Source organism: Paenibacillus sp. GbtcB18, from assembly GCF_019091125.1.
GTDB lineage: Bacteria > Bacillota > Bacilli > Paenibacillales > NBRC-103111 > Paenibacillus_F > Paenibacillus_F chitinolyticus.
Window position 1 is genome coordinate 746,323 of sequence record NZ_JAGXJX010000001.1, and the last position, 24,326, is coordinate 770,648.

Consider the following 24,326-nt stretch of genomic DNA (forward strand, 5'->3'; position numbering starts at 1 on the left):
CGCCAAGTGGATTTATCGAAGCGAATAGCCAGTCTCTCGCCGGAAAAACGTAAACTTCTGGAAGCGAGGCTTGCTCAAGAAGGATTGTCCGCGTCCCGCCCGGTAGGAGGCGGGGCGGGCACGTCGGCCGGGCCAAGGCCCCTGGAGAAAATGGACGCTTATCCGGTATCGGCCGGCCAGAAAAGGTTGCTTCTGATTCAGGAAATCGGGGATACGGCCGCCGCCTACAATATGCCTTTCGTCCTGCTAGCAAGAGGTCCGGTACATGCAGGGAAGATTCAAGGAGCGTTTAAAGCCCTGATTTCCCGTCACGAAACGCTGCGTACCTCCTTCCGGAAGAGGGATGGGGAGTACGAACAGATCATTCATGGACCGGACGAGATCTTGTTTAAGCTGGACTATTCGGAAGAAACGGTTTCCAATGTGGAGGAAGAGAGAAACGTCATCGAAAGATGCGTTTCCTCTTTTATCCGTCCGTTTGATGTAAGCCGGGCACCGCTGTTCAGAGCCGCTTTGATCAGGTTGGCGCCGGAGCGGCATCTTTTGATGACGGATATGCATCATACCATTTCGGACGGCCTGTCGCTGCAAATTTTGGCGGAAGAATTCAACCGACTCTACCGTGGTGAAATTTTGCCCGAACTGCCCGTACACTACAAGGAATACGCGTATTGGCAGCAGGAGCGAATGCGCGACGGTGTATTCCTTAAGCAGGAAAAATACTGGCTGGACGTGTTCGAGGGCGAAATTCCCGTCCTGAACATGCCCGCCGATTTCCCGAGACCTCAACTGCAAAGCTTCGAAGGCGGACGCTGCGAGTTCGAGACGGACCGAGGGCTGGCGGATAAACTTCGCCGTCTGGCTTCGGAGACCGGTTCCACGCTGTACATGGTGCTGCTTGCGGCTTATTACGTCCTGCTTCATAAATATACCGATCAGGAAGACATCGTCATCGGAACTCCGGTCGGGGGCCGGACTCATACGCAGCTTCAGCCCTTGATCGGGATGTTTGTGAATACGCTGGCTATCCGCCAGGCACCCGCCGGATCCAAAACTTTCCTCTCTTTCTTGAATGAAATCAAGGAAGGAACTCTGGGAGCTTTTGATCACGAGGAGTATCCGTTGGAAAGTTTGCTTGAAAAGCTTGGCCTTCGCAGGGATGTTAGCCGCAATCCGCTTTTCGATACGGTTTTTTCCTTGCAGACTAAAGGTTCCCATTCAATGGAAATGGACGGAATGCTCCTGGAGCCTTATGAAGCCCAGTCGGGCGTTTCCAAATTCGATCTTTCACTTTTGGCGGAAGAGGATGAAGAGTTGGCGTTTACTTTCGAGTACGCGACCAAACTATACGCAAAACAAACTGTCGAGCGGTTAGCCGGCCATTATATACAGATTCTTCGGGAAATTGCGGAGAACAGGAGTTTAATGCTCTCACAAATCGGCATGCTGTCCGCAGAGGAAAGGCGGCTGCTTCTGGAAGAACTGAACGAGACGGCCGCACCGTACTCTCGAACCTCAACGATACATGGCTTATTCGAAGAGCAGGTGGAAAAACACCCCGACCGTATCGCCGTGTCGTTTGAGGATCGGCGGTATACCTACTACGAGCTGAATACACGTTCCAACCGGCTGGCCGCAGCAATACAGGATTTAGGTGTCGGGCCGGATACCATTGTAGCTATTATGCCCGAACGATCTCCTGAGATGGTGATTGGAATTCTCGCCATTTTAAAAGCGGGAGGCGCCTATCTCCCGGTAGATCCCGAGTATCCGCAGGAGAGAATCTCGTACATGCTCGAGGATAGCGGAACCCGAATTTTGCTGACGCACCGGCATCTTGCAGGAAGTACGGAATTTACCGGGCATACGGTCTTTATGGAGGACGAACAGTGGTATACGGGGAATGAAACTAATCCGCACGTTTCTGTCACCTCTGACCATCTCGCTTATGTGATATATACATCCGGAACTACGGGCAAGCCAAAAGGCGTCATGATCGAGCATCGGGGTATGGCAAACATGAAGCTTTTCTACGAGAATACGCTGGGATTGGGTCCCGAAGACCGTATTGTGCAATTTGCCAGTTTTTCATTTGACGCTTCCGTTTGGGAAATGTATATGGCGCTCTTTATGGGCGCAGGACTATACCTGGCCCCGAAAGAAAAGCTGGTTCAATTGGATTCCTTTGAAGCGTTTGTCCGGGATAACGGAATAACCCTTGCCATGCTTCCGCCGACTTTCGCCGTTTATCTGGACCCCGGACGTTTACCGTCGCTGCGGATATTGATTACGGGCGGTTCCGAATCTTCACCGGAACTGGTCCGCAGATGGAGTCCGCATGTGGATTATTTTAATGCTTATGGTCCGACGGAAGCGACGATTTGCGCGACTGTGTGGGAAGCGAAGCGGGGCACGGCCGTGCAAAATCACCGGATGATTCCGATCGGTAAGCCGCTTTACAATACGCGGGTGTATCTGGTGAATGCCGATTTGCAGCTTGTACCTCGGGGAACGGCAGGGGAGCTTTGTATCGGCGGCGAGGCTTTGTCGCGCGGCTACTTGCACCGCGAAGCTCTCACCGGCGAAAAATTCGTTCCGAATTCTTTTGACCCCGGACGGAAAATGTACCGTACGGGCGATCTCGCCAGATGGCTGCCTGACGGCAATCTGGAATATTTGGGCCGTATCGATCACCAGGTCAAAATCCGGGGCTACCGGATCGAGCTCGGTGAAATCGAAACGCGACTGCTGCAGCACGGCCGGGTACGGGAGACGATTGTTCTCGTTCATGAAATCTCGTCGGAAAAAACGCTGTGCGCGTATTACACCTCCGAAGGGGAATCTCCGGCCGCCTCCGAGCTTCGCGAACATATGGCTTCGGGTTTGCCGTCTTTCATGGTGCCGACTCATTTTATCCCATTGAAGGAGTTTCCGCTGACGCCTAACGGCAAGATCGACAGAAAAGCGCTCCAAGCGCCCGATCCGTCTAGTGGAACTTCCGATGAGTATACGGAACCGGAAACCGAGACAGAAGTTCGTCTGGCTTCGCTGTGGCAGGAAGTGCTTGGCGCGAAGCGTGTGAGCCTCCACGATAATTTTTTCGAACGTGGCGGGCATTCTTTGAAAGCGGCGCTTCTTCTTGCCAAAATCTCAAAGGAATTCGGCGTTGATCTTCCTCTCCGAAAAGTATTCGAGGCCCAGACACTGCAAGCACAGGCAGATGCAATCACTGCAACGGGCAGAACGGAGGCAGCGTATACACCGATTCCGAAAGCTACTGAAAAAACCTGGTATCCGGTATCTCCGGCCCAGCGAAGATTACTGGTTGTACAGGAAATCTCGGGGGCCGCAACGGCCTATAACGTTCCTTTGATTCTCGAGGTAAAAGGGGCGCTCAATCCCGATAAGGTTAATGAGACCTTCCGTAAGCTGATTGTAAGGCATGAAGCGCTTCGGACTTCTTTTACCCGAATTCAGGAGGAATATGTACAGGTCATTCATGATCCGGTGCAGATTTCTTTTCAGGTAGAGGTTACGGAGCTTGCTGATTTGTCCACAGATTGGACGGACGATGGAAGTGAAGAGCATATAAAAACAATTGCAGACGGCTTTATCCGTCCGTTTGACTTGGGAACGGCACCTCTGCTGCGTGCGGGTCTCGTTAAGACGGAGGCCGAGCGTTACCTGCTGATGATCGATATGCACCATCTTATTACCGACGGAACTTCTCTTGAACGGATGACCGAGGAGTTTACCCGACTCTATCGTGGAGAAGAACTAGAGGAGCCCTCTGTTCAGTACAAAGATTACACGTTGTGGCAGAATCAGTTATCGTCAGACGGAACCGTGGCACGTCAGGAAAAGTTATGGCTGGATACGTTCAGCGGCGAGATTCCCGTCCTGAACTTTCCTTTGGATTATGCGCGTCCACAACTGCAGAGCTTTGAAGGGGCTGTCTATGGTTTCAAGGCGGATCACGAGCTGACACGGAGGCTGCAGCAGGTCGCTTCCCGTCAAGGTGCAACGCTTTATATGATTCTGCTTGCCGCTTATAACGCGCTGCTCGCCCAGTATTCCGGACAGGATGATCTGATTATCGGCACTCCTGTAGCCGGAAGGCCTCATGCAGATTTAGAAGACGTTTTGGGTATGTTCGTAAACACGCTTCCATTGCGCAATTATCCGTCAGGTTCAAAGACGTTCGCCGCTTTCCTCGATGAGGTGAAACAGAACACCCTGCAGGCGTTTGAAAACCAACTGGTACCGCTCGAAGACCTGATTTTAAAACTTCAACTGCGCCGGGATGTTAGCCGCAACCCGCTGTTCGACACCGTATTTGTACTTCAAAATACGAAATCCCGTGAGCCGGGAGCGGATGGCGTCGAGTTCGCAACGGTTGAGCATCACAACGGAATTTCCAAGTTTGATCTGACTCTCACCGCTCAGGAAACGGAAAGCACGGAAGGTCCGCTTCTTTCTTTAAGCTTTGAATATGCGACAAAGCTGTACAAAGAAGACACTATACGAAAATTTGCCGGTCATTATGTGCAGCTATTAAAGCAGATTTCTCAGAACCCCGATATGAAACTGTCAGATATCGACTTATTAACCGACAGTGAACGGGACCTGATTCTGGAACAATTCAATTCGACGAAGACAGAGTATCCGAGGGACTCCGCCGTACATGAATTGTTTGAAGAACAGGCTGCACTGAGGCCGGACGAAGCGGCTGTTCTTTTTGGAGACAAGGAGATCACCTACGCCGAGCTTAACCGAAAAGCCAATCAGCTTGCCTGGAAACTGCGTGAAATTGGTGTCGGAAAGGATACGTTAGTGGGGATTATGGCTGAACGGTCGCCTGAAATGATCGTTGCAATACTAGCTATTCTCAAAGCGGGAGGGGCTTTCCTGCCCATCGATCCTTCTTACCCCGAAGACCGTATCGCGTACATGCTGGATGACAGTTCAGCAGCAGTAATACTTGCCGGAGACCCGAGTTCGGCCCAAAGTTTGCTTGGCAGTTTCAAAGGGACCGTTTTGGGTTTGGCGGACCCTTCTGTGTATACCGGCAGAGAAAGCAACTTACCGCGCACGGCGGACGCGGAATCTCTCGCTTATGTCATGTACACATCAGGTTCGACAGGGCGTCCCAAGGGTGTAATGATCGAGCACCGAAGTGTTGTCCGTCTTGTCAAAAACACCAACTTTGTTACGTTTGGCCCGTCGGACCGCATTTTGCTTACCGGCGCGCTTGTATTCGATGCTTGCACGTTTGAAATCTGGGGCGCTTTGCTTAACGGGCTCCAGCTATGCATTGTGCCGGAATCCATTTTCCTTCACGCCGGCAAGCTGGAGGAGGCTTTGCGAGCATATGGAATTACCACGATGTGGTTGACATCGCCGCTTTTCAATCAGCTGGCGTTAACCAATCCGGCCTTGTTTGCGCCGCTTCGATATCTGCTCGTAGGCGGAGATGTGTTGTCCCCGACCATGATCACTTTGGTAAGAAACGCTTGTCCGCAGCTCACGGTTATCAACGGCTACGGCCCGACGGAAAATACTACGTTCTCCTGCTGTTTTCCTATCGACCGGGAGTATGAAAACATTCCGATCGGCCGACCGATCGCGAATTCAACCGCCTATGTGGTGGATTTGTCGGGCAGGCTGCTGCCTGTCGGTCTTCAAGGAGAAATCTGCGTTGGCGGTGACGGGCTGGCTAGGGGATATTTGAACCGTGAAGATCTGAACCGGGAAAAATTCGTGCCGAACCCGTTCCGTCCCGGTGAAAGAATGTACCGGACTGGCGATTTGGGACGATGGCTGCCGGACGGGAGCATCGAATATTTGGGGCGGATGGACCAGCAAGTCAAAATCCGGGGCTACCGGATCGAACCGGGGGAAATCGAGACCCGGCTGCTTGGGCACGAATCTGTGCGCGAGGCATTTGTCGCCGTGAAAGAATCCGAAGAGGGACTAAAATTCCTTTGCGCTTATATCGGAACAAGTGACTATCTCACGCCGTCTGAGGTGAAAGCGTACTTGAGCGGACGCATTCCCGATTACATGATCCCTACCCGCTACGTGTTCCTGCCTTCTCTGCCGCTTACGAAAAACGGAAAAATCGACCGCCGCGCACTTCCGGAACCGGAGCAGGACGGACTTTCCTCCTCGCCGTATGCCCCGCCGAAAAGCGCCAAGGAAAAACTTCTGGCAGGTGTATGGGAAAGCGTACTCGGTGTGGAGAGGGTCGGTCTCGACGATAATTTCTTCGAACTCGGCGGGCATTCTCTCAAAGCTATCCAGCTTATATCCAAAGCGCAGGAGCTGGGTCTGGAAATAGGGATGCATCAGTTATTCCAGGTGCAGACGATTCGCGGATTGTCGGAACTTCTTCCTGCCTTTAAAGAGGCGGAAGAAGACGGATCAGAGTTTTCTAGCAAGCATTCCGACCATGCTAGGGACAATGCTAGCGTTAAGAGTTTCGAAGAAGCGGAACAGCTATTGCGCGTCACGTTCGGTCCCGGATTCGGCTTGAAAACAGACATGCTTGAGGACATAAAGGTAGTGATTCTACAGCTTTTCCCTGATCACGAGAAGCGGCTGCCGGAGATTACTCAATTTATCCGTTCTAACTTTCATAAAGACATTCAACCACATTTTATCGAACTGCAGGTCTTCTCTGAAGATGGAAACGGGGAGAGAGCTGCAGCCGGTGAGAATGGAGAGGCGTTGCAAGAACTCGCGCTTAATTTAACGGAATCGGAGTTGCAGGATACTCTAATGAGTGTTCTGAAAGAAGTCTCATCTTCCCATGAGGCTTGGGGAACCGCCCTCACGCAGATGCCGGCTGCCGAGCAGTACTCGTTGGCGCCAATCCAAGAGTATCACCTGGCTTATCCCGAAGCATCGGGTACGATCCTATCTTTTGACGAAATAATCGATACGCAGCGGTTAAATGCGGCTTTGCAACGGGTGATCGAAAAGCATGATCTGCTGAAAAGCCAACTCGTACAGACGGGGGAACAGTGGGGCTGGGAACTGAAAGAAAAATCACCGGGATTTGCTCTTCCAGTTGTTGATTTATCGGCATACTTGCCCTCCGTACAGCAGCGGATCATGTCAGGACTGTTAAAAGAGCTGTATTTCCGTCCTTATGAGATGGGAGGCAGTGCTGCCCTCTACCGGTTTGCTTTGATTTCACTCAATTTGCGGGAGCACTTCCTGCTGCTGCCGTGCTCGCACGTCATCTTTGACGGCATGAGCAGCGAAATTTTGATAACTGACGTACTTGCGTATTACAACACAGATGAGGACCAGTCCTCAAAACACGAAGTAAACAGGCCAGACCACTCGTACCGCAGTTATGTTGGTCAAGTCCGGCAAGGTCCGGCTGGAATCGGTGATGCAGAGATTAACAAACTCTTCAAATTGGAGTCTTTTTACCAGCAAACATCGGTGATCGGAGAAGCTCTGCACGGGAAAAACCGTTCCAAAGCCACAAAGTATCGGCATGAGATTAACATGGAAGGGCAGGATGCCGGAACGGATCTCGCTGAGCGTATGTGGCAGAAGGCTCTTGATCTTGCAGAACGATTTTTCTCAAGGTATTTCGGCTTGGAAGAAGTGCCGGTTTGGCTTACGAATTACGGCAGGCATTATACGGGGCGCCATTATTACGATACGATCGGCGAATTTATCGATCAGATTCCGGTTCTGCTTGGCGGAATATCAGGTGAAGAGAAACGTTCCGTACAACATCTTCTTCAAGCGGCTTCAACGCATAATCTGAACTTTTTCAACCTGATCTATAACCGGGAAACGGCAGAAAATTATCCGCTGTCCGGCTATTATTTACAGAACAGCCTTCATAAGCTGCCGATCGTTGTGAATTATCTCGGGGAAATCCAGCAAGACGGAGGACTCCTCCAAGAACTGGACGATCGGGACATTGATTCTGCCGAAGTTCGGCCAGTCATTTATTTCACCGTACAGCATACGGGCAACCTTCTGCACATTTCTCTCCTGCTGCCTTATGAGGAAGACGAAGAAACGATCCGCCGAATGTTCGAATCCGTGATCCCAACCTTCCAGACCATCAAGCAGTAAGGAGTTGAAATGAGATGTCTTTGTTTAAAAACAGTTTGTTTGTCCGCTTTTATTTGTCCAGAACCTCCGCCAACATCGCGGATAGCATTTACTCGATCGTCCTGCTGTATTTCATTCAGAAGTCGACGGCTTCCGTTTCGTTTACGAGCTTTACGTTTACCGCTATTTCGGCGGCTTCTATCTTCAGCTTTTTGTTGGGACCGTTAGTTGACCGGTATTCTCCGTCCCTGCTGGCCAGCATCTCCTTATTCGTGCAGGCCGTACTGATTTTGGCGGTACCGTTCCTGATCACCGATGGAGGCGCCAATTTGCTAGCGATACTTATCCTTGTGTTCGTTGCATCCTGCTTTTCGATGCTGTTCTATCCGGCGAACAATAAAATGCTTCCGCAGTTGATCCAGTCACCGGACAGAATCGTCAAAGCCAATGCCATGATCTCGTCCACGGACCAGCTAATTAATGTGGCGGGATACTTGGTCGGGGCCTCTATTATTTTGCTGCTGGGGATGAAAAACACGTTTTATCTGGCCAGCGGGATGCTTTTCCTGTCGGGACTCATCTATGTACAGCTTAAGAAACAGATGGAGCCTGAGAACAGCGCAGGAGGCGCGTCGAAGGGTCCGCTGAAGATCAGAGAGTATACAAGCGAGCTTGTGGAAGGCTACCGGTTTGTCGCGGGCAACCCGTTTCTTAGAATCATGCTGCCGTTCTTTGCGCTGACCAACTTCTCAATGTCTATTCTCATCATTACCGTTCCTTCTATGTCGGTCTCTTACGGATCGCCGATTTATTACAGCCTGCTGTACATCGCCTTTTTCGTCGGCATTTTCGTAGGGTCAGCGCTAATTAACGTGCTCAAAAAAAACGGGCTTATGATCGCAATATCCTGGCTGCTTATGGGCGCTTCGCTGTATCTGTTCGCAATTGTTCCCGCGCTGTGGATGAAGCTATCCGCGATCCTTTTGCTGGGCGTGTTTACAGGTATTATTAATGTGCTGCAGACTTCGCTGATCCAGATTATTACTCCTTCTCAGTTGATGGGTCGGGTGATGGCCTTCCTGCATACGCTGTCCAACGCGGCTTTACCGCTGGGGGCGTTTATCGGAGGCATTCTCGCTTTGCGTTTCGAACTGGACAGCGTTCTGTTCATCAGTGCTCTGGTCATTGTCGCGTGCGGAGTTTTGCTGCTGGCGTTAAAAGCGGTGAGGACATTCCAGATTCCTGCGGAAACCGCCGCTAAAGAAAAAACGGAAGATAACGTTGCCGGTAAAGGCGCGGTTGCTAAAGAATTTCTGTAAACCAAAGCAGCATCGGTTTATGCCTGATTAATGTTGGGAAACGGCCTCTAGCTCTTGAAGCAAGAGGCCGTTTTTTTCTATGCGTCCTAACGAAAAAAACCGAAATCGCTTTATCGAGTCTCCTGAGTTATGGTAGGCTCAAACTATAGATTGATGAATGAAGAGGTGCAGAATGTTCATTTCGGATCCTATTTACGGAGAATTTGTTGTGGATGGACTGCTTGAAGAGCTTATTCTCAGCAGCCCCGTACAGCGTTTAAAAGGCATTTATCAAGGAGGGGCGAGTTACCTTGTGAACGAAAAGTGGGATGTTACAAGGTACGAACATTCGGTAGGAGTCATGCATTTAATCTCACGGCTCGGAGGTTCTCTGGAAGAGCAGGCTGCGGGGCTGCTTCACGATGTGTCCCATACGGCGTTTTCACACGTAATCGATTATGTGCTGGACTGCAAAGAGGAAGACTATCACGAGAAAATATACGGTCAGATCATCGCGGAATCCGAAATCCCAAAGATTATGGAAAAATACGGATATGCGTACAGGAGCCTGCTGCTGGATGACTCCAAATGGAAACTGCTCGAGCAGTCAGCTCCCGCGTTATGCGCGGACCGGGTCGATTATACGCTGCGGGATCAATATCACGACGGAAAGATTACTTTAGAAGAGATTAGTCTATTCTTGGAAAAGTTAACTTCATCTGATGGAAAAATGATACTCACCAGTATAGAGTCCGCCGAATGGTTCGTTAAAACCTACTATCGCGAAGTGATCGATTTCTTTATGCATCCTTTAAATGCTTACGGCTGTTATTTTTTGGCAGAGGCGGTGAAAGCAGCTTTGGCTAAAAAAATAATTACGCTTGGTAATTTGCTCCTGACGGACGGGGAGGTCCTGGACTTGCTCCGCGCATCGGGTGATCCCGATATTCAGCGGCTTTTGAAACATCTGCATTGCGGCGTCCAGGTAAAAGAAAACGAGATCGATTACGATTTTCATAGGACGAATAAGATGCGGCTAATTGACCCCGATGTGATGTGCGGGAATAAAATATGGAAAGCATCCGAGCTATCCGGAAGCGTTAGAAGATGGGGAGAGGAAGCAAAAAGGAAATCCGAAAGCGGAGTGTATGTAAAAATAGTATCCACTGAATTACCAGTCGGGTAATCGGGATATCGAAAAAGGGGCACAGGCCCTCGAAGGAAGATAGAACCTGTGCTGGCTATCAGGGGAAACGTCCGGCTACAGACAGATATGTTTCGTCAGGAAATTGTTGTTACAACTTGATCGATAATCCCGTATTCTTTAGCTTCTTCCGCGGACATAAAATAGTCGCGATCCATGTCCCGGTCGACTTTATCGACGGGCTGTCCGGTGCGCTCCGAGGTGATCCGGTTCAGTCTTTCCCGTATGCCGAGTATCCGCTTGGCGCTGATGGCGATGTCGCTTGCCTGGCCCTGAACGCCTCCGTGAGGCTGATGAATCATGATCTCGCTGTTCGGCAGCGCGAAGCGCTTGCCTTTTTCTCCAGCCAGCAGTAGAATAGCGGCAAACGAGGCGGCAAAACCCGTACAAATCGTATGAACAGGCGGCTTCACGAGCTGCATCGCATCATAAATGGCAAATCCGGCCGACGTAGAACCGCCGGGACTGTTGATATATAGACTGATTTCCTTTTGCGGATCTTCGGCTTCGAGAAACAAAAGCTGGGCGATGATGCTGTTGGCTACCTGATCATCAATCGCCGCTCCCAGAAATACGATCCGGTCTTTGAGCAGCCGGGAATAAATATCATAGGATCTCTCACCACGGCTCGTTTGCTCCACGACGTAAGGGACGTAATTGCTCATCGTCAAAAACCTCCAATGTGATTCGTTATGGCACTTCTTCTTGTAAACGAATGCGGCCCTCCAAAAGATACGAAGGCCAGCATAAAATTTTAAATTCTAAAAATATTTTAAGAATGTGTGAAACGGCGTATCCTTTTCGGACGTTCGTTCGTTTACTGAGTACAGCGGCTTTGCCGTTAAGATCCGAATACAAGAAGAAGTCGTTTTGCAGAAGGATTACTAAAACCGGAAAATGACGCTCAGGATATAAAAAGGTTCATTACAGGCCGGGAGCCGGATGCATCTAAACGGCTGCAGGAAAAAAAGGGGGCGAATATGGATGTCGACAGCCGACTTTCTATTAAAAGGAAAAGAAAAAGACAGCACCCGGATCAACCAGCTTCAGCAGATGTTAAAACGGTACTGCCTGTCCATGACTAAATCTTCATGGGAGGCGGAGGATCTGGCCCAGGAGACCTGGTTGAAAGCGATGTGTTCACAAGGAAAGGGGCACGCCAACGTAGAAGCTATGCTGCTTCGCATCGCTAAAAATACGTGGATCGACCAATCGCGGCGAAAGCAAGTCTTAGCCCGCATTATGAAAAGCGAGCAGACGCAGGCGGTAACGCGGCGGGACGAAGGGCTTTTGGTAATCGAAGAAGCCTTTCGCGCTTTGTTTAAGCATTTGCCTCCGCTGCAAAGAACGGTTTTCCTGCTCCGGGATGTGCTGGGGTTTTCCAGTCTTGAAACAGCTGTCAGGCTCGGAACTACGGAAGGAGCGGTTAAAGCGGCCCTGTATCGTGCTCGTCACTCCCTGGAAGCCGTTAGAAGGGAGATTGAGACCGGCACGCAGGTCGAATCGGCTGAGAACGGAATGAAAGCTTACCTGCGTATGATGGCTGCCGCTTATGAAATAGGAGATATCGCCCTCCTTGTCGAGCTTGCCCAGCGTGATGAAGTGGAGCCGGCGGTTGCTTTCGGTCTCGCCCAGAATCATATTCTGCGCACCGGCAGACGCCGCACAGGCGCCGTGCCTCATTTGCCAAGCAGTCTGCGGATGACCGCGTAGATTTTACCGCAGTCGTTTTATCCGTCGCACCTGTTCGGGGCGGGAGTTTCTTTGACGTAAAATTTTCTCCTCAAATGTGGTACAATGGCAGTTGGACACCGAATGGACGAGGAGATGGCGATTGATGGCAGAACTGATCAATGAGCAAGAGCTCATAGCTTACATCGCGGGTAAAACTAAAGCGGACCCGCAAAAAATAAAATCGGTGCTGAAATACGAGCAGGATTTTATCAACAAAGCTCATAAAAATGCCAAGGGCGAGGTCGACATCGACAGTGACGATATTGCGGACTATGTGTTGAGCAGGCCCGATATCAAGCTGGATGAGCTGACAGTGGACAATATTTTGGACGCAGAAATGGACTTTCTCATGGAAAAAGGGATTGCAAGCTATCTGGATTGATAATATCCAGACAGCGTTCGGGACCAAATTATACAAGCGCCAAAGAGTGCGTGAGATTGTTTTGGAGAGCGGAACGTGCAAAATTAGTGAACGGAACTTGCAAAGATTACAATTTTCATGCTAAAGTAAAAGCAACTTTGACGAAGAGGAGGTGAGGTAGGTGAATCTCGAGAAGGTTAACGACCGTATTAGCCAGCTGCCGATTGCTATGGCTGGCATTGTTCATGCTATTCCGGTTAACGGGAGAAGTCTGTCCATTTTCACGAATACGGTACATCCAATCGCGAGAAGACGCCTACCTTAACCGATACGGATAGTTTCACATCCGAAGAAGGGTCGCGGGCTTATTGCCGCGGCTCTTTTTTGTCGTATGGAAAAGGGTCTTCATTCCTAGGAGGATCCATAATGATACTTGTTAACGGTCAACAGATAAAGAAATACCACGCAGCTAACCTCGTGCTGGATGGAGTTTCATTCGAAGTGCATGCTGGAGAAAAAATCGGTCTCATCGGGCGGAACGGCAGCGGCAAATCGACGCTGCTCCAGCTCATCTCCCGTCAGCAGAGCATAGACGAGGGAATGCTGACAGTCAAAAAAGAGCTTACGATCGGTTATTTGCCGCAAATACCGGTGGAGTTTGAAGGGCTTACGGTATATGAAGTGCTCTCATACGGCTGCCGACATTTGACGGCGTGTCAACAGGAGATGACGGCACTGGAGCACGATATGGCAGATCTGGACGCTTCAGCTGATTCGGCTCGCATGGAGAGGCTGCTGAACGCGTACGCGTCGGTCCAGGAACGCTTCGAGCGCTGCGGCGGCTATGAAATGGATGCCGTAATAGACTCCGTTGCAATCGGGCTGCAGATCTCCAAAGAGACGTATACCCGTCAGTTCTCTACCTTTTCCGGCGGAGAAAAAACACGAATCGCACTCGCTTCCCAATTAATCATGCGGCCGGATTTGCTGCTGCTTGACGAGCCGACGAATCATCTGGATTTAAGAGGAATCGAGTGGCTGGAGCAGTTTTTGCAAGGCTATGCGGGGGCTTGTATCCTCGTTTCGCATGATCGTTATTTTCTTGACCGTATCGCTTCTAAAATGATCGAGCTGGAAGACGGGGAAGCTTTTACGTACCAAACGAACTACAGCGGATATATGAAAGAGAAGGAAGAACGGCTGCTGCAGCAGTTCGCGCAGTATCAGGAGCAGCAGAAAGTGATCAAAAAAATGAAAGAGACGATCCGAAAGCTGGAAGAGTGGGGGCGGATCGGGGACAACGAAAAGTTTTTCAAAAGGGCGGCTTCCATGCGTAAAGCATTGGAGAGGATGCAGGTTATGAAGCGTCCTATACTGGAGCAGAAAAGCGCCGATTTCGCTTTGAATCTCCAGGACCGTTCCGCAAAACGGGTAGCGGAGTTTTCCGACGTGCATAAATCGTACGGAGAGCGACGGATTCTGAAAGGCGCGGAAGGAAGCCTTCATTACGGCGAGAAGATCGTTCTGGTCGGAGACAACGGAACGGGAAAAACAACCTTGTTTAAGCTGCTGCTTGGGCAGGAAGTTCCGGATTGCGGAGTGCTTGAACTTGGCTCGCGTGTGGAGATCGGCTATATGGCCCAGCAGGAGGAAGCGAGAGACCCTCAAAAGACAGTCCTAGACTACTTCCGCCTGGAGGCCGGAGTAGAAGAAGGAGAAGCAAGGGGGATTCTTGCGAAGTATCTTTTTTATGGGACGGATGTGTTTAAACCGGTGAGTATGCTGTCGGGAGGAGAGCGGTCCCGTCTCCGGCTCGCACTGCTTGTCCTGCGGAAGCCGAATCTGCTGCTGCTGGATGAGCCGACGAACCATTTGGACATCGCGTCCCGCGAAGCTCTTGAAGAGGCGCTGGAGGAGTATCCGGGAACCGTGCTTGCCATCTCCCACGACCGGTATTTCATCAACCGTCTTGCACAGCGGGTCTGGGAGCTTCAAGACGGACAAATAACGAGCTATATCGGACAGTTTGACGAATACCGTGCCAAAAAGCGCGAGCTGGAGCAGACGGCAGCGGATCGGGGGCACGGACGTCCAACGGCGGGCGTGCCCGGCGCAGCCAGCCTCGCAGTACGCGCGGGCAAGCAGCCGCCAGCGAGCGCGCCCGGTGCGCCCGGCACCGCAGTACGCGCGGGCAAGCAGCCGCCGGCGAACGCGCCCGGCGCCGCCAGCTCCGCAGCACGCGCGAGCAAGCAGCCGCCGGCGCGCGTGCCCGGCGCCGCCAGCTCCGCGGCACGCGCGGGCGGGCAGCCGCTCACCACGGCCGAGGCGCGGGCAACCGAGCGGAAGCGGGTGCAGCTGGAGGCGCAGATCGCTGCGCTGGAAGCACAGCTGGCCGCAGCGGACGCGGAGCTCCAGCAGCTCGGCGGCTGCGGCGATACCGCGCAGCTGGAAGCGCGGTGGCGCGAGCGGGAAGAGCTGCAAGCGCGGCTCGACGCGGAGATGACGGCTTGGCTGGAGCTGGGCTGACGCCGCGCGGGAGAATACACCACGCGTGCTCGACAAACATAAAACGGCGGGAAAGACAGAAGCTGCATGCTGCAGCCCGGGCTCTCCGCCGTTTTTTTCTATGCATTCCGTCACGAATAAATCGTTATCCGGTTTCTTCCGTCGGTTTTGGATTGATAGAGCGCGTTATCCGCCATTTCAATGATGGTTTTGACATCCATATCCCGGCTGTAAGAGAAGGAGACCCCGATCGAAACTGTCAGGGGTTGAGCGATTGGACTTTTGCTTCTTTCCACTTTTTCGCGCAACCGCTCCGCAATACGGGTGGCCCGGCCGAGATCGCAGCCTTTCAGCAAAATTCCGAATTCCTCTCCGCCATAGCGGAAGCATAAATCTTCTTCTCTTGAAAAAGCGTCAATCGTCAAAGCCAAATATTTCAGCACTTCATCTCCGATCAGGTGCCCGTGAAGATCGTTGACTTTTTTGAAATGATCGACGTCCATCAGAATAAGGGTAAAAGGAACTTTCCGCTCCGCCCACTCGGAGATAAGCAGATCGAAAGCTTTACGGTTGGCAAGGCCCGTCAATCCGTCGGTTAGTGATTCCGCTTTCAGCCGGTTGAGATTGGAATTGATACTCTGGTACAGCTGCCTGACCTCGTAAAGTCCCGAATGAATGCTGGGGGAAGTGGGCACCGTCAGGTTTCCATGGACGGCCGATTCTTCCGAATACCGGGCAAGCGTATATAGAGGTCTCGTGATCCAGCTCGCGAGCCACCAGGCGACGGTCAGCACGACGCCGAGCAGGGGGAGCGCTTGCATCAGCAAGTTTGAAATCATCTGCTCCAACGGTTCCTCAAGCACTCGGGTAGGCGTTTGGGAAACAATTCCCCACCCGCTTATCGGCTCAAACGCATAGCCTGCGAAAAATTCGTTTCCTTCCGAATTTACGATTTTTTGGGAGCCGTTTTTGCCTGCCAGCGCTTTTTGAATGACTTCATTGCTGGAGATAATCTGATAAATCCGTTCTTTGTTGGGATGAAAAATAAGCCGGGACTCATTATCGACGACATAGACGTAGGATCCGTTTCCGTAAAAATGCTCTTTAAGCAGCTTGCTCAGGGCGTTTTCTTCCTCCAGATAGATCGTGCCGCCGACAAAGCCGGCATAGGATCCGTCCCCGTTAAAAATTGGCGAGGAGACGAGCACGATCAGGCGTCCGGTCGTACTGACATAAGGCTCGGAAATAAACGGTGTTTTAGATTCAACCGCACGTTTGGACGCTGTGGAAAGCAGCCGTGTGCCTGCGGCGACACCGGCATCGGCAGGCAGAGTCACTTCTATCTTACGCTCGTCATCCGTGACAAAAACCGAATTAAAGTACTGCCGGTTAACCGTGAACCACATCTCCAGATCCTTTTCCGTAAACGACTGCTTTCCCGCTAATTGCGCGATCGAGTTCATACTCGTCTGCATCAAATTGAGCAGGTTGCCCGTGTTGGAGGAGAGCTTCTGAGCGTATTGGGAATTATTCACCAGATAGCTCGTGGAAAGGGATTTTAAATTAGCCTGATAGGCTGCATATCCGCTTACGGCGGCCGTCAGGAAAACGGTAGCGAGAACGAGCAGGCTTAAAACCAGGCGCAGCGTCAGCCCTTTGCGCAGGCGTTTTGTTTTCATGGGCGGTTTAGCAGGCCGGCCAAGGAATCTGCGGGAAGAGGGCAGCTGAAATAATAGCCCTGCCCATCATTACAATTTTCGCCGAGCAGGTGTTTGTGCTGGAGCTCATTTTCGATGCCTTCGGCGACCACATCCATATGGAAAATGTGCGCGAGCGAGATAATGGCGGTCGTGATCTGTTTCCCGTTCAGGGAGGTGTATCCTGCGCCAAAAGCGTCGCTAGAAATGCCGGTTCTTTTATCTTCCATAATTGACAGGACATGTCCGTCTTTATGGCGCATCGAAACACGGACGGGTGCGTCTTTCCGTCTGTCGTCCGGTTCGGAAAATAGAGGTACGGTTATGGGGCAGTCATCTGGTTCGAGAAAACCAAACTCCGCCGGGCGGATTTTTTCCGCGGCATAGCCGACAAGCTTGGCGTAAGAATCGTTCGCATATGTTAAGGCGCCGTCTTCCATCGCATAGATGCCGACTGGCGGATTTTCGATCAGGGCTTTATTTAGGGTCCGATAAAAGGGAAGCACTTTTTGGCCCTTTTCTGTTGGAATTTCCATTTTTAACGTTTCTCCTGTGTCAAGGGGCTTGGGTTAACTAAAATCATAGCACTGGATACAATTCGGATTCTACAGGATCGGAAATTTTTGCGCGCGCACGCAACAAATTTGCGTGATCGGTTCGTTCCGGGGATGATATATTGACGAAGATAGACATGCACCAAGAAGTTTGAAGGAGAGCTGAACGTTGCGTATGAAAAGAACTGGGCGTCTTGCGGGTGCCGGATTTACGACCGTTGTGGGAATTATGTTTTTTCTTTATTACTATTTCGTAATCGAGGAGGCCTGGGAAATGCAGGCGGCGGGTGCCGTTGTTTGCACCGTCATCGCTTATTTTCTGGGCGGTTTTTACGATAGAGCCCGTTATTATGCGGCCAAATTGAATTTGATTAATGAGGAGCTTCACATCAGCAGGGAGGAGCTGCGCCGCAGTGGCGAGAGATATTCCGCGCTTCAGGCGAGTCTCGACAATTTTTCCCATGATTTGTTCGGCATTATGAAAATCGCGGAGCTGGAGGCACGGCTGCTGGCCGAAGTGAAGTTGATTTTTCAAATCGACTGTGTCTCCCTGATTGAAACTCAAGCGGGTCATCCGTCCTGCTCGGTAAAAACGGGAAACGGTGAGGTACCTAGGGCCGTTTTGAGCAAAATATGGCAGCACCAGAGTCAGCAGCTTTCGATCGGCGAAGTTTTCGAATATGAAGAAGGATCTTTTCTGAAAATAGGGGAATTCAAAGGCAGGACGGCCTGGCTCATATTCGGAGAGCTGACGGACAGCACGCGTCTTCCCGTCAAAAGAATTTGGCTGAAAACTCTGATCCGTTACGTAAACGTCGTGTATGAAAATCTCATTGTCATCGAGGACTTATCGGCTGAGCTGAAGCGGACGATGGAGGAACAGGAGACCCCTCCCTGGCTGCTGCGCCTGTTCTTCAGTTTGTCCGAGCACGAGCGGAAGCGGCTGTCGCAGGATCTGCATGATGCGGCCCTTCAGGAGCAAATTATCTGGTACCGGAAGCTGGAGCAGCTGCGGACTTCGGACCTTGGACCGGACGAGCTTAAAGAAGGTCTCGCTCAAATCGGAGACGGTCTTCTCGATGTGATGTACCAGATCCGCCTGACCTGCAACGAACTCAGACCTCCTTTTCTTAAAGAGTGGGGGCTTGTACAGGCTCTGGAGGCCCTGTTCGATCACATCCAGCTGCACGCGGACTTTACGATCTATTTCGAAGCGGAGCATTTCAGGGATTATTTGAACGATGAACAGCGGATTGCGGTGTACCGGATTACGCAGGAGCTTATGTCCAATGCGATGAAGCATTCCAAGGCCGAGGAAGTCCATGTGACTTTGACGGACGGCAAGCAAAATCTGCTTCTGTCCTACCGGGATAACGGGGTGGGCACAAAAACCAGGGAGCAGGTGGACAATGGGTTCGGAAGTATGGGGATTTACGGAATACAGCAGAGAGTTCGGAGCCTACAAGGAGAAATTCAGTGCGTGTCGGACAAGAGCGGATTCAAGATGCAGGTCAGCATTCCGTTGGAACCGGTTCTGCATGTGATCCCGCCGCACGGAACGTTTGTGTCGGTCTGAAGATGGCGGGTTCAGCGGTAGACTAGTTTTGCTATAAGGGGCTGTTCACACTTATTTTGTCGGAATATAAACAAATGAACGTCCATGTTCTGCACGTAAAAAGAGCCGCTGATAATTGAAAGATTCCGCATTGAAGGCATGCACACGGAACCGTATGAAACCGATACCCGTAATAAAGCGGCACAACCGTATCACCGGCTCCATAAAAAAGGATTCCTCCGCACACCTAATGTGCAGGGGAATCCTTTTGGGCGCTTAGCGGCGGGCGCTTACTTGACGCGCCGCGCGCGGCTGCCTGTGTGGGCCGCTTGCGTGTGATGCGGCGCGTCATTACTGCGGCATCCGTTTACTTCACTCTTACGCCCCGATGCTCGCCGTACTGATACAGCGTAAGCTCGTCGGCGGGTTTACCCGATTTTTTGGCCGCAAACTCAATTTCGATTTGAAGCTCCCGGACAAAGAACCGTTTCTCGGACAGCGGTAAAATCTCGTACTGGGGCTGTCCGCTTAGCTGGATGAACAGTTGATCATACTCAGGACCGGTCGTCACGCTGAGGTCGAGCCCCAGATCCATCTTGTAAACTCCCCGGTACAGCATATATACGGTTTTGTCGATCTTAACGGACCTCAGTTCCGCCGGAACATCGGGAACGGAGTGGGGGAGCCCGAACAGAATGTTCTCCGCCTCGTTGATAATCTGCTGCTGAATGTCCAGCTGACGATCCGTGTTGGAAAGGTAAATCGCCGTTATTCCGTGATCCGTGTAACGGGCCAGGTTCGTACTGTAGCCGGGCCAGCCGCCGCTGTGAGAAACGACTTTACCCAGGTGCTCCTTATGCTCGACGATCCAGCCGTATCCGTACGAATAAGGGGTGTTGTCCGGCAGTTTTCCGGAAGTGAAAGCTTCGTCGAGTGTTTTTTTGCTGATCAATTTCTCCGTATACAGGGCTTGATCCCAAAGCAATAGATCGTGCAGAGTGGAATTTACGGTCCCGTCCCCCTGGATTCCGTCCAGGTATACGACAAAATCGGTCGAAGGCTGTTTGTCCGGCAGGTAATAGCTGTGCGTTTCGAAGGAATATACGTATCCGAAAGCGAAATCCGGGGGCACGTTACCGGAAAGACGCCGGTTATGAATCCGGGTCGAATGCATACCGAGAGGCTTGAACAGCGTTTCACTCATATAGTCGGCGAAGGAGAGCCCCGAAATCTTTTCGATCAGCAAGGCCAGTAAAACATACCCCGTATTGGTGTACTCCCAGTTCTCGCCGGGCTGAAATTGCAGCGGAGGCCGACGGACATTGAAATACTCCAGAACGTCCCAGTTCGTGGCGATTTTGGAGCGGTCCCAGTCTTTTATGAAAAGCGGCGTATAGTCGGGCAGGCCGGAGGTATGCCGGAGAAGGTCCTTCACCGTGATACCCTTGTAGGGGAAGTCAGGTATCCATTGTTCCACGGAATCGGTCAAAGAAAGTTTTCCCTGTTCGGCGAGAATAAGAATGCCCATGGCCGTAAAGGTTTTGGAAACGGAAGCGAGTTCGAACACGGAATGAACGGTCAGAGCGCGCCCCGTCTCTCTGTCCGCGAGGCCATACGCGCCTTCAAAAACGATTTCTCCTTTATCCGCCGCCAAAAATACCCCGCTGAAAACTCCTTTCTCCGACATAGCCGTAAAAAGTTCTTGAAGCTGTTTTTGTTTGTTCTGCATGGTAATCCCTCCAATTATCTATTTTTATTAAATAATTAAGCTTGCATAATAATTAAGTAACCTTACATATTGGACGGAAAGTGACGAGATGTCACTTTAGTTCAGCTTCGATAATTTTTTGAAGCTTGAACGTGATTTTGCGCAGCGCGCTTAATTCCTCGGGGTCCAGTTTGGAATAAAAGCGTTCCGCGATGCTCCTCTCGACCTTATGCTGACGCTCGAAATAATCCCATCCGGCTTGATCGAGCTCGACGAGAATTTCCCGGCGGTTGTTCGGGTTAATCTCTCTCTTAAGGTAGCCTTCTTTGTCGAGCTTGCCGATGAGCTGACTAACCGCGCTGGAAGTGATGAGCATCAGGTCCGCCAGTTCTTTGACCGTCAAACGCTTGTGTTTGTGAATGTGTTCAAGAACGACCGCTTGCTTGGAGGTCAGATCTGCTTGCAGGAGTTCGTTGTACTCTTGTAAAAGGAGCAGGTTGGCCGTGTATTCGGCTTCATTAATCTCCTTTACGGTCTGGTATAAGCGTTCGTCCATGTCATCACCTTAATTGTTAAGTTAACTTAATTATTCATACTCTCAGTATATGCTGCGCACATTCACTTGTCAACAGGACTGTTTGGTACCTGTGTGAGATGCCTATTCCAGCCGGATGTACCCGGCACTCACAAAAAAACACCTCCGCCGAGGCGAAGATGTTCAAGATTAGGGATCACATTGGGTCCTGCTTGCCGTGAGGCGACCATATCTTCAGGACGCGTTCCACTTCCGGAGCAAACACCGGCTTGCTTATAAAATCGTTCATCCCGGAAGCGAGGCATATCTGCATATCTTCTTTTTGGGCAAAAGCGGTCACCGCCACGATCACCGGGCGCGAGGCTTCTCCTTTCAACCGGCGGATGGCCGCTGTCGTTTCGAAGCCGTCCATTTCCGGCATCTGAAGGTCCATAAACACCATATCGTAGGTGCCGGACCGGACTGCCTGCAGCGCTTCCGCGCCGTTCTCCGCAAAGTCCGCTTCGTATCCGAGTTTTTTGAGCAGGGTAATCAGCAGTAGGCGGTTTACGGGGTTGTCGTCCGTAACGAGCAGTTTCATCGGACCGAACTTGGGCGGCGGAAGGGTACCGCCTTCTCTGCCGCTTACAAGTGATGACGCCGGTTTGCTGCGCTGCGGCCCTTCCGGAGCGGAATCCGGGGCAGTCGATTCGACGGGTAGCTCGAAGGGCAGCACGAAATGGAACGTGGACCCCACGTTAACCTGACTGTCGACGCCGATCGCCCCGCCCAGAAGCTCCACCAGTTTCTTGCAGATGGCAAGTCCAAGCCCCGTGCCGCCGTATTTGCGGTTAATGGTCGGGTGCAGCTGTGAGAAGGACTGAAACAGTTGGCTCTGCTTATCGGTAGGAATTCCAATGCCCGTATCCCGGACGAAAAACTGCAGCACGGCATCGCTGCGTCCGGGCATTTTGTCGAGCTTGGCTGAGATGGAGACATGGCCGTCCTTCTCCGTGAACTTGATCGCATTCCCGACCAGATTGACGATAATCTGCCGCAAAATGCCCTCGTCTCCGATAAGTATAGAAGGAATGCTGCCGTCCAATTCGTACGTCAAACGGATGCCACGCTCCGCGGCTTTCGGATGAAACAGCTCCGCGACATGATTCAAAACGGAGCGGACATCGAAAGGCTCGTGGTTAACGACCATTTTACCGGCTTCGATTTTGCTGAAATCGAGGATCTCGTTCAAAATCCGCAGCAGGGCGTAGCTGCTCTGCAAAATAATGTCGGTATAGCTCCGCTGTTCCTCGGACAGCTCCGTTTCCGCCAGCAGATCCGCCATTCCGATAATTCCGTTCATCGGCGTCCGGATTTCATGACTCATGATGGCCAGAAACTCGGACTTGGCTTGATCGGCTTTTTCCGCGGATTCTTTGGCCCGTATGATTTCTTTCTCGCCCGTAATATCTTTGAAGACGACGACGGCACCCCGCAGCTCCCCGTTATCGATGAGCGGCGACACGTGATAGTCGGCGAGGAAACTGGAGCCGTCTTTGCGCCAGAATACGGCTTCCTTGTTATGGTAGGAGCGGCCTTCCCGGATGGCGCGGTAAATAAGCTGTTCATCGTCGGACTGTTGGGCCGGGCTGCCGAACGTGTTTTGCAGCAGCCCGAGATACGGCTTGCCGATGAGTTCCTCGGGGACGAATCCGAGCATCTTCGCTCCGGCCGGGTTGATAAACATGGCGTTACCGGAGGAGTCGACGCCGAAAATACCTTCCGTCACGGAATTTAAAATCAGCGTATACTCGCTGCTCAGCTTCTCGATTTGCTCGAGATATCTTTGCCGGTCCGTAATATCGATCGTAATGCCGTAGACGCCGACGACTTCGTTATCGACGATGATCGGAATATTCGTCGAATTGATTTCGACGGGGTGCCCGTCTTTGTGGATGATGGTCAAGTCATAGCTTTGGGGGAAGCCCTGTTTGGCGAGCTCGAAGTGGTGAAGCGTTTTGGGCAGGTCTACGGGAGCGACGATCGGTCCCCAATACATGCCGATAAGCTCTTCCAGCGTGTACCCGGTGATTTTCTGTAAATTTTTGTTGGCGGTTTTATAATCGCCGTCCAGGTTCATCGAATAGACAGCCGCAGGGTTGTGGTCGAACAGCGATTTGTAGCGCTGTTCGCTCTCCTGAAGCTGCTGGTCCGCTTTTTTGCGCTCGGTAATATTCCTCGATATGGAAACGATTTCGCTCACATTCCCGCCTTTGTCGTACGTGTAGCGGGTGGTCGATTCCAGCCAGACGTAGTCGCCGTTTTTGCAGCGAAACCGGAACGTTACATTATCGCCTTCCGTATGCCGGTTCCGTTCCAGGAACAGAAGAACTCTGTCCAGGTCATCGGGATGAACGAGAGGAATCGCGGCCTGTCCGATCATTTCTTCGGGCTCATAGCCGAAAAAGGTTTTGCAGACGGGAGACGAATAGGTCATGGTCGCCATTTCGTCCGGTGCGTGCCTGGAGATCCAGTCCAGCGACGCTTCCGTTATGAGCCGGTACTGGCGTTCAATGTCCAGAAGCTGTTCTTCCCGCACTTTATTGGCCGTCAGATCAACGGCTTGAACCAGAAAAGCGGCAGGTTCCGCAGAGTCCGGAGGAAGCGGGGAGAGGCCGACGGCAGCCCAGACGATCCCGCCGTTTTTGTGCACATATCTTTTCTCGAAGCGGAAAATGGATGAATCAGCGCCGGACAGCGCGATATCTTCCGGAAAAGTGATCCGCCTGTCGGAGAGTTTCACCAGCTCGTCCTCCGTATACCCAAGCATACGGCAAAAGGAGGGGTTGACCCGTAACCAGCGATCTTCCGCCAGCGAATAAACGCCCGTGGCAAATGGCGCGTTCTCGTAGGCTATTTCAAACAACCATTTATCTTCAAAGGGTTTCATGCCAACAGTCTCCTCAGGCTAAGGATTGCCAGTTCAGTATACCTCATTTATGCAGGGCATTGTAAGGTTTCTTCTACGCAGATCATCCCCGGCGAGGGGACGGATTTGCGCGAATGATCGTTTAACCGGACTTCGATCTATCTTGGATTACACTTTTTTTA

Annotated in this window: 14 protein-coding genes; 8 read left to right on the forward strand and 6 right to left on the reverse strand. The window is 51.6% G+C overall.

Annotated elements, in window-relative coordinates; all coding sequences use genetic code 11:
* Positions 1 to 6 precede the first annotated feature (6 nt).
* From KVT34_RS03490 to KVT34_RS03500, 3 genes are all read left to right on the forward strand, one after another.
* Positions 7 to 8,106: a non-ribosomal peptide synthetase gene (locus KVT34_RS03490; protein ID WP_309244056.1), complete on the forward strand. Its 8,100-nt coding sequence runs from the start codon at positions 7 to 9 to the stop codon at positions 8,104 to 8,106.
* Positions 8,107 to 8,120: 14 nt separating this feature from the next.
* The gene (locus KVT34_RS03495; RefSeq protein ID WP_217556696.1) at positions 8,121 to 9,404 is read left to right on the forward strand and encodes an MFS transporter; all 1,284 of its coding nucleotides are present in this window, start codon (positions 8,121 to 8,123) and stop codon (positions 9,402 to 9,404) included.
* A gap of 172 nt (positions 9,405 to 9,576) precedes the next feature.
* A complete protein-coding gene (locus tag KVT34_RS03500; RefSeq protein WP_217556697.1) occupies positions 9,577 to 10,569 on the forward strand; it encodes an HD domain-containing protein in 993 nt (330 codons plus the stop codon).
* Between the two features lie 95 nt (positions 10,570 to 10,664).
* Here KVT34_RS03500 and clpP read toward each other — a convergent pair whose 3' ends face one another.
* The gene (clpP, locus tag KVT34_RS03505; RefSeq protein WP_103996095.1) at positions 10,665 to 11,252 is read right to left on the reverse strand and encodes an ATP-dependent Clp endopeptidase proteolytic subunit ClpP; all 588 of its coding nucleotides are present in this window, start codon (positions 11,250 to 11,252) and stop codon (positions 10,665 to 10,667) included.
* A gap of 319 nt (positions 11,253 to 11,571) precedes the next feature.
* On the opposite strand from clpP, the gene KVT34_RS03510 reads away from it, so the two are divergent.
* From KVT34_RS03510 to abc-f, 4 genes are all read left to right on the forward strand, one after another.
* Positions 11,572 to 12,300 (forward strand): RNA polymerase sigma factor, encoded by a 729-nt coding sequence (locus KVT34_RS03510; protein WP_217556698.1) that lies wholly within the window; start codon positions 11,572 to 11,574, stop codon positions 12,298 to 12,300.
* A gap of 124 nt (positions 12,301 to 12,424) precedes the next feature.
* Positions 12,425 to 12,703 carry a hypothetical protein gene (locus KVT34_RS03515; protein WP_217556699.1) on the forward strand — a complete coding sequence of 93 codons (279 nt, stop codon included), beginning with the start codon at positions 12,425 to 12,427 and terminating at the stop codon, positions 12,701 to 12,703.
* Between the two features lie 160 nt (positions 12,704 to 12,863).
* Positions 12,864 to 13,007, forward strand: a complete 144-nt coding sequence (locus tag KVT34_RS32325) for an RAxF-45 family protein (protein WP_309244057.1) — start codon at positions 12,864 to 12,866, stop codon at positions 13,005 to 13,007.
* A gap of 101 nt (positions 13,008 to 13,108) precedes the next feature.
* Positions 13,109 to 15,208: a ribosomal protection-like ABC-F family protein gene (abc-f, locus tag KVT34_RS03520; protein ID WP_217556701.1), complete on the forward strand. Its 2,100-nt coding sequence runs from the start codon at positions 13,109 to 13,111 to the stop codon at positions 15,206 to 15,208.
* Between the two features lie 110 nt (positions 15,209 to 15,318).
* Here the strand turns inward: abc-f and KVT34_RS03525 are convergent, their stop codons facing one another.
* Both KVT34_RS03525 and KVT34_RS31680 read right to left on the reverse strand, forming a co-directional pair.
* Positions 15,319 to 16,866: a sensor domain-containing diguanylate cyclase gene (locus KVT34_RS03525; RefSeq protein ID WP_217556702.1), complete on the reverse strand. Its 1,548-nt coding sequence runs from the start codon at positions 16,864 to 16,866 to the stop codon at positions 15,319 to 15,321.
* Positions 16,863 to 17,420, reverse strand: coding sequence for an EAL domain-containing protein (locus KVT34_RS31680; protein ID WP_254634512.1), 558 nt, complete (start codon positions 17,418 to 17,420; stop codon positions 16,863 to 16,865). Before KVT34_RS31680 ends, KVT34_RS03525 begins: the two co-directional genes overlap by 4 nt.
* A 193-nt stretch (positions 17,421 to 17,613) precedes the next feature.
* Here KVT34_RS31680 and KVT34_RS03540 point away from each other — a divergent pair, with 193 nt between their 5' ends.
* Positions 17,614 to 19,014, forward strand: a complete 1,401-nt coding sequence (locus tag KVT34_RS03540) for a sensor histidine kinase (RefSeq protein ID WP_254634513.1) — start codon at positions 17,614 to 17,616, stop codon at positions 19,012 to 19,014.
* Between the two features lie 346 nt (positions 19,015 to 19,360).
* Here the strand turns inward: KVT34_RS03540 and KVT34_RS03545 are convergent, their stop codons facing one another.
* The 3 genes from KVT34_RS03545 to KVT34_RS03555 all read right to left on the reverse strand — a co-directional run bounded on the left by KVT34_RS03545 (position 19,361) and on the right by KVT34_RS03555 (position 24,165).
* The gene (locus KVT34_RS03545; RefSeq protein ID WP_217556704.1) at positions 19,361 to 20,722 is read right to left on the reverse strand and encodes a serine hydrolase domain-containing protein; all 1,362 of its coding nucleotides are present in this window, start codon (positions 20,720 to 20,722) and stop codon (positions 19,361 to 19,363) included.
* A 91-nt stretch (positions 20,723 to 20,813) separates the two neighbouring features.
* A complete protein-coding gene (locus KVT34_RS03550; protein ID WP_217556705.1) occupies positions 20,814 to 21,257 on the reverse strand; it encodes a MarR family winged helix-turn-helix transcriptional regulator in 444 nt (147 codons plus the stop codon).
* A 175-nt stretch (positions 21,258 to 21,432) separates the two neighbouring features.
* Positions 21,433 to 24,165: a PAS domain-containing hybrid sensor histidine kinase/response regulator gene (locus tag KVT34_RS03555; protein WP_217556706.1), complete on the reverse strand. Its 2,733-nt coding sequence runs from the start codon at positions 24,163 to 24,165 to the stop codon at positions 21,433 to 21,435.
* Between the last annotated feature and the right edge of the window lie 161 nt (positions 24,166 to 24,326).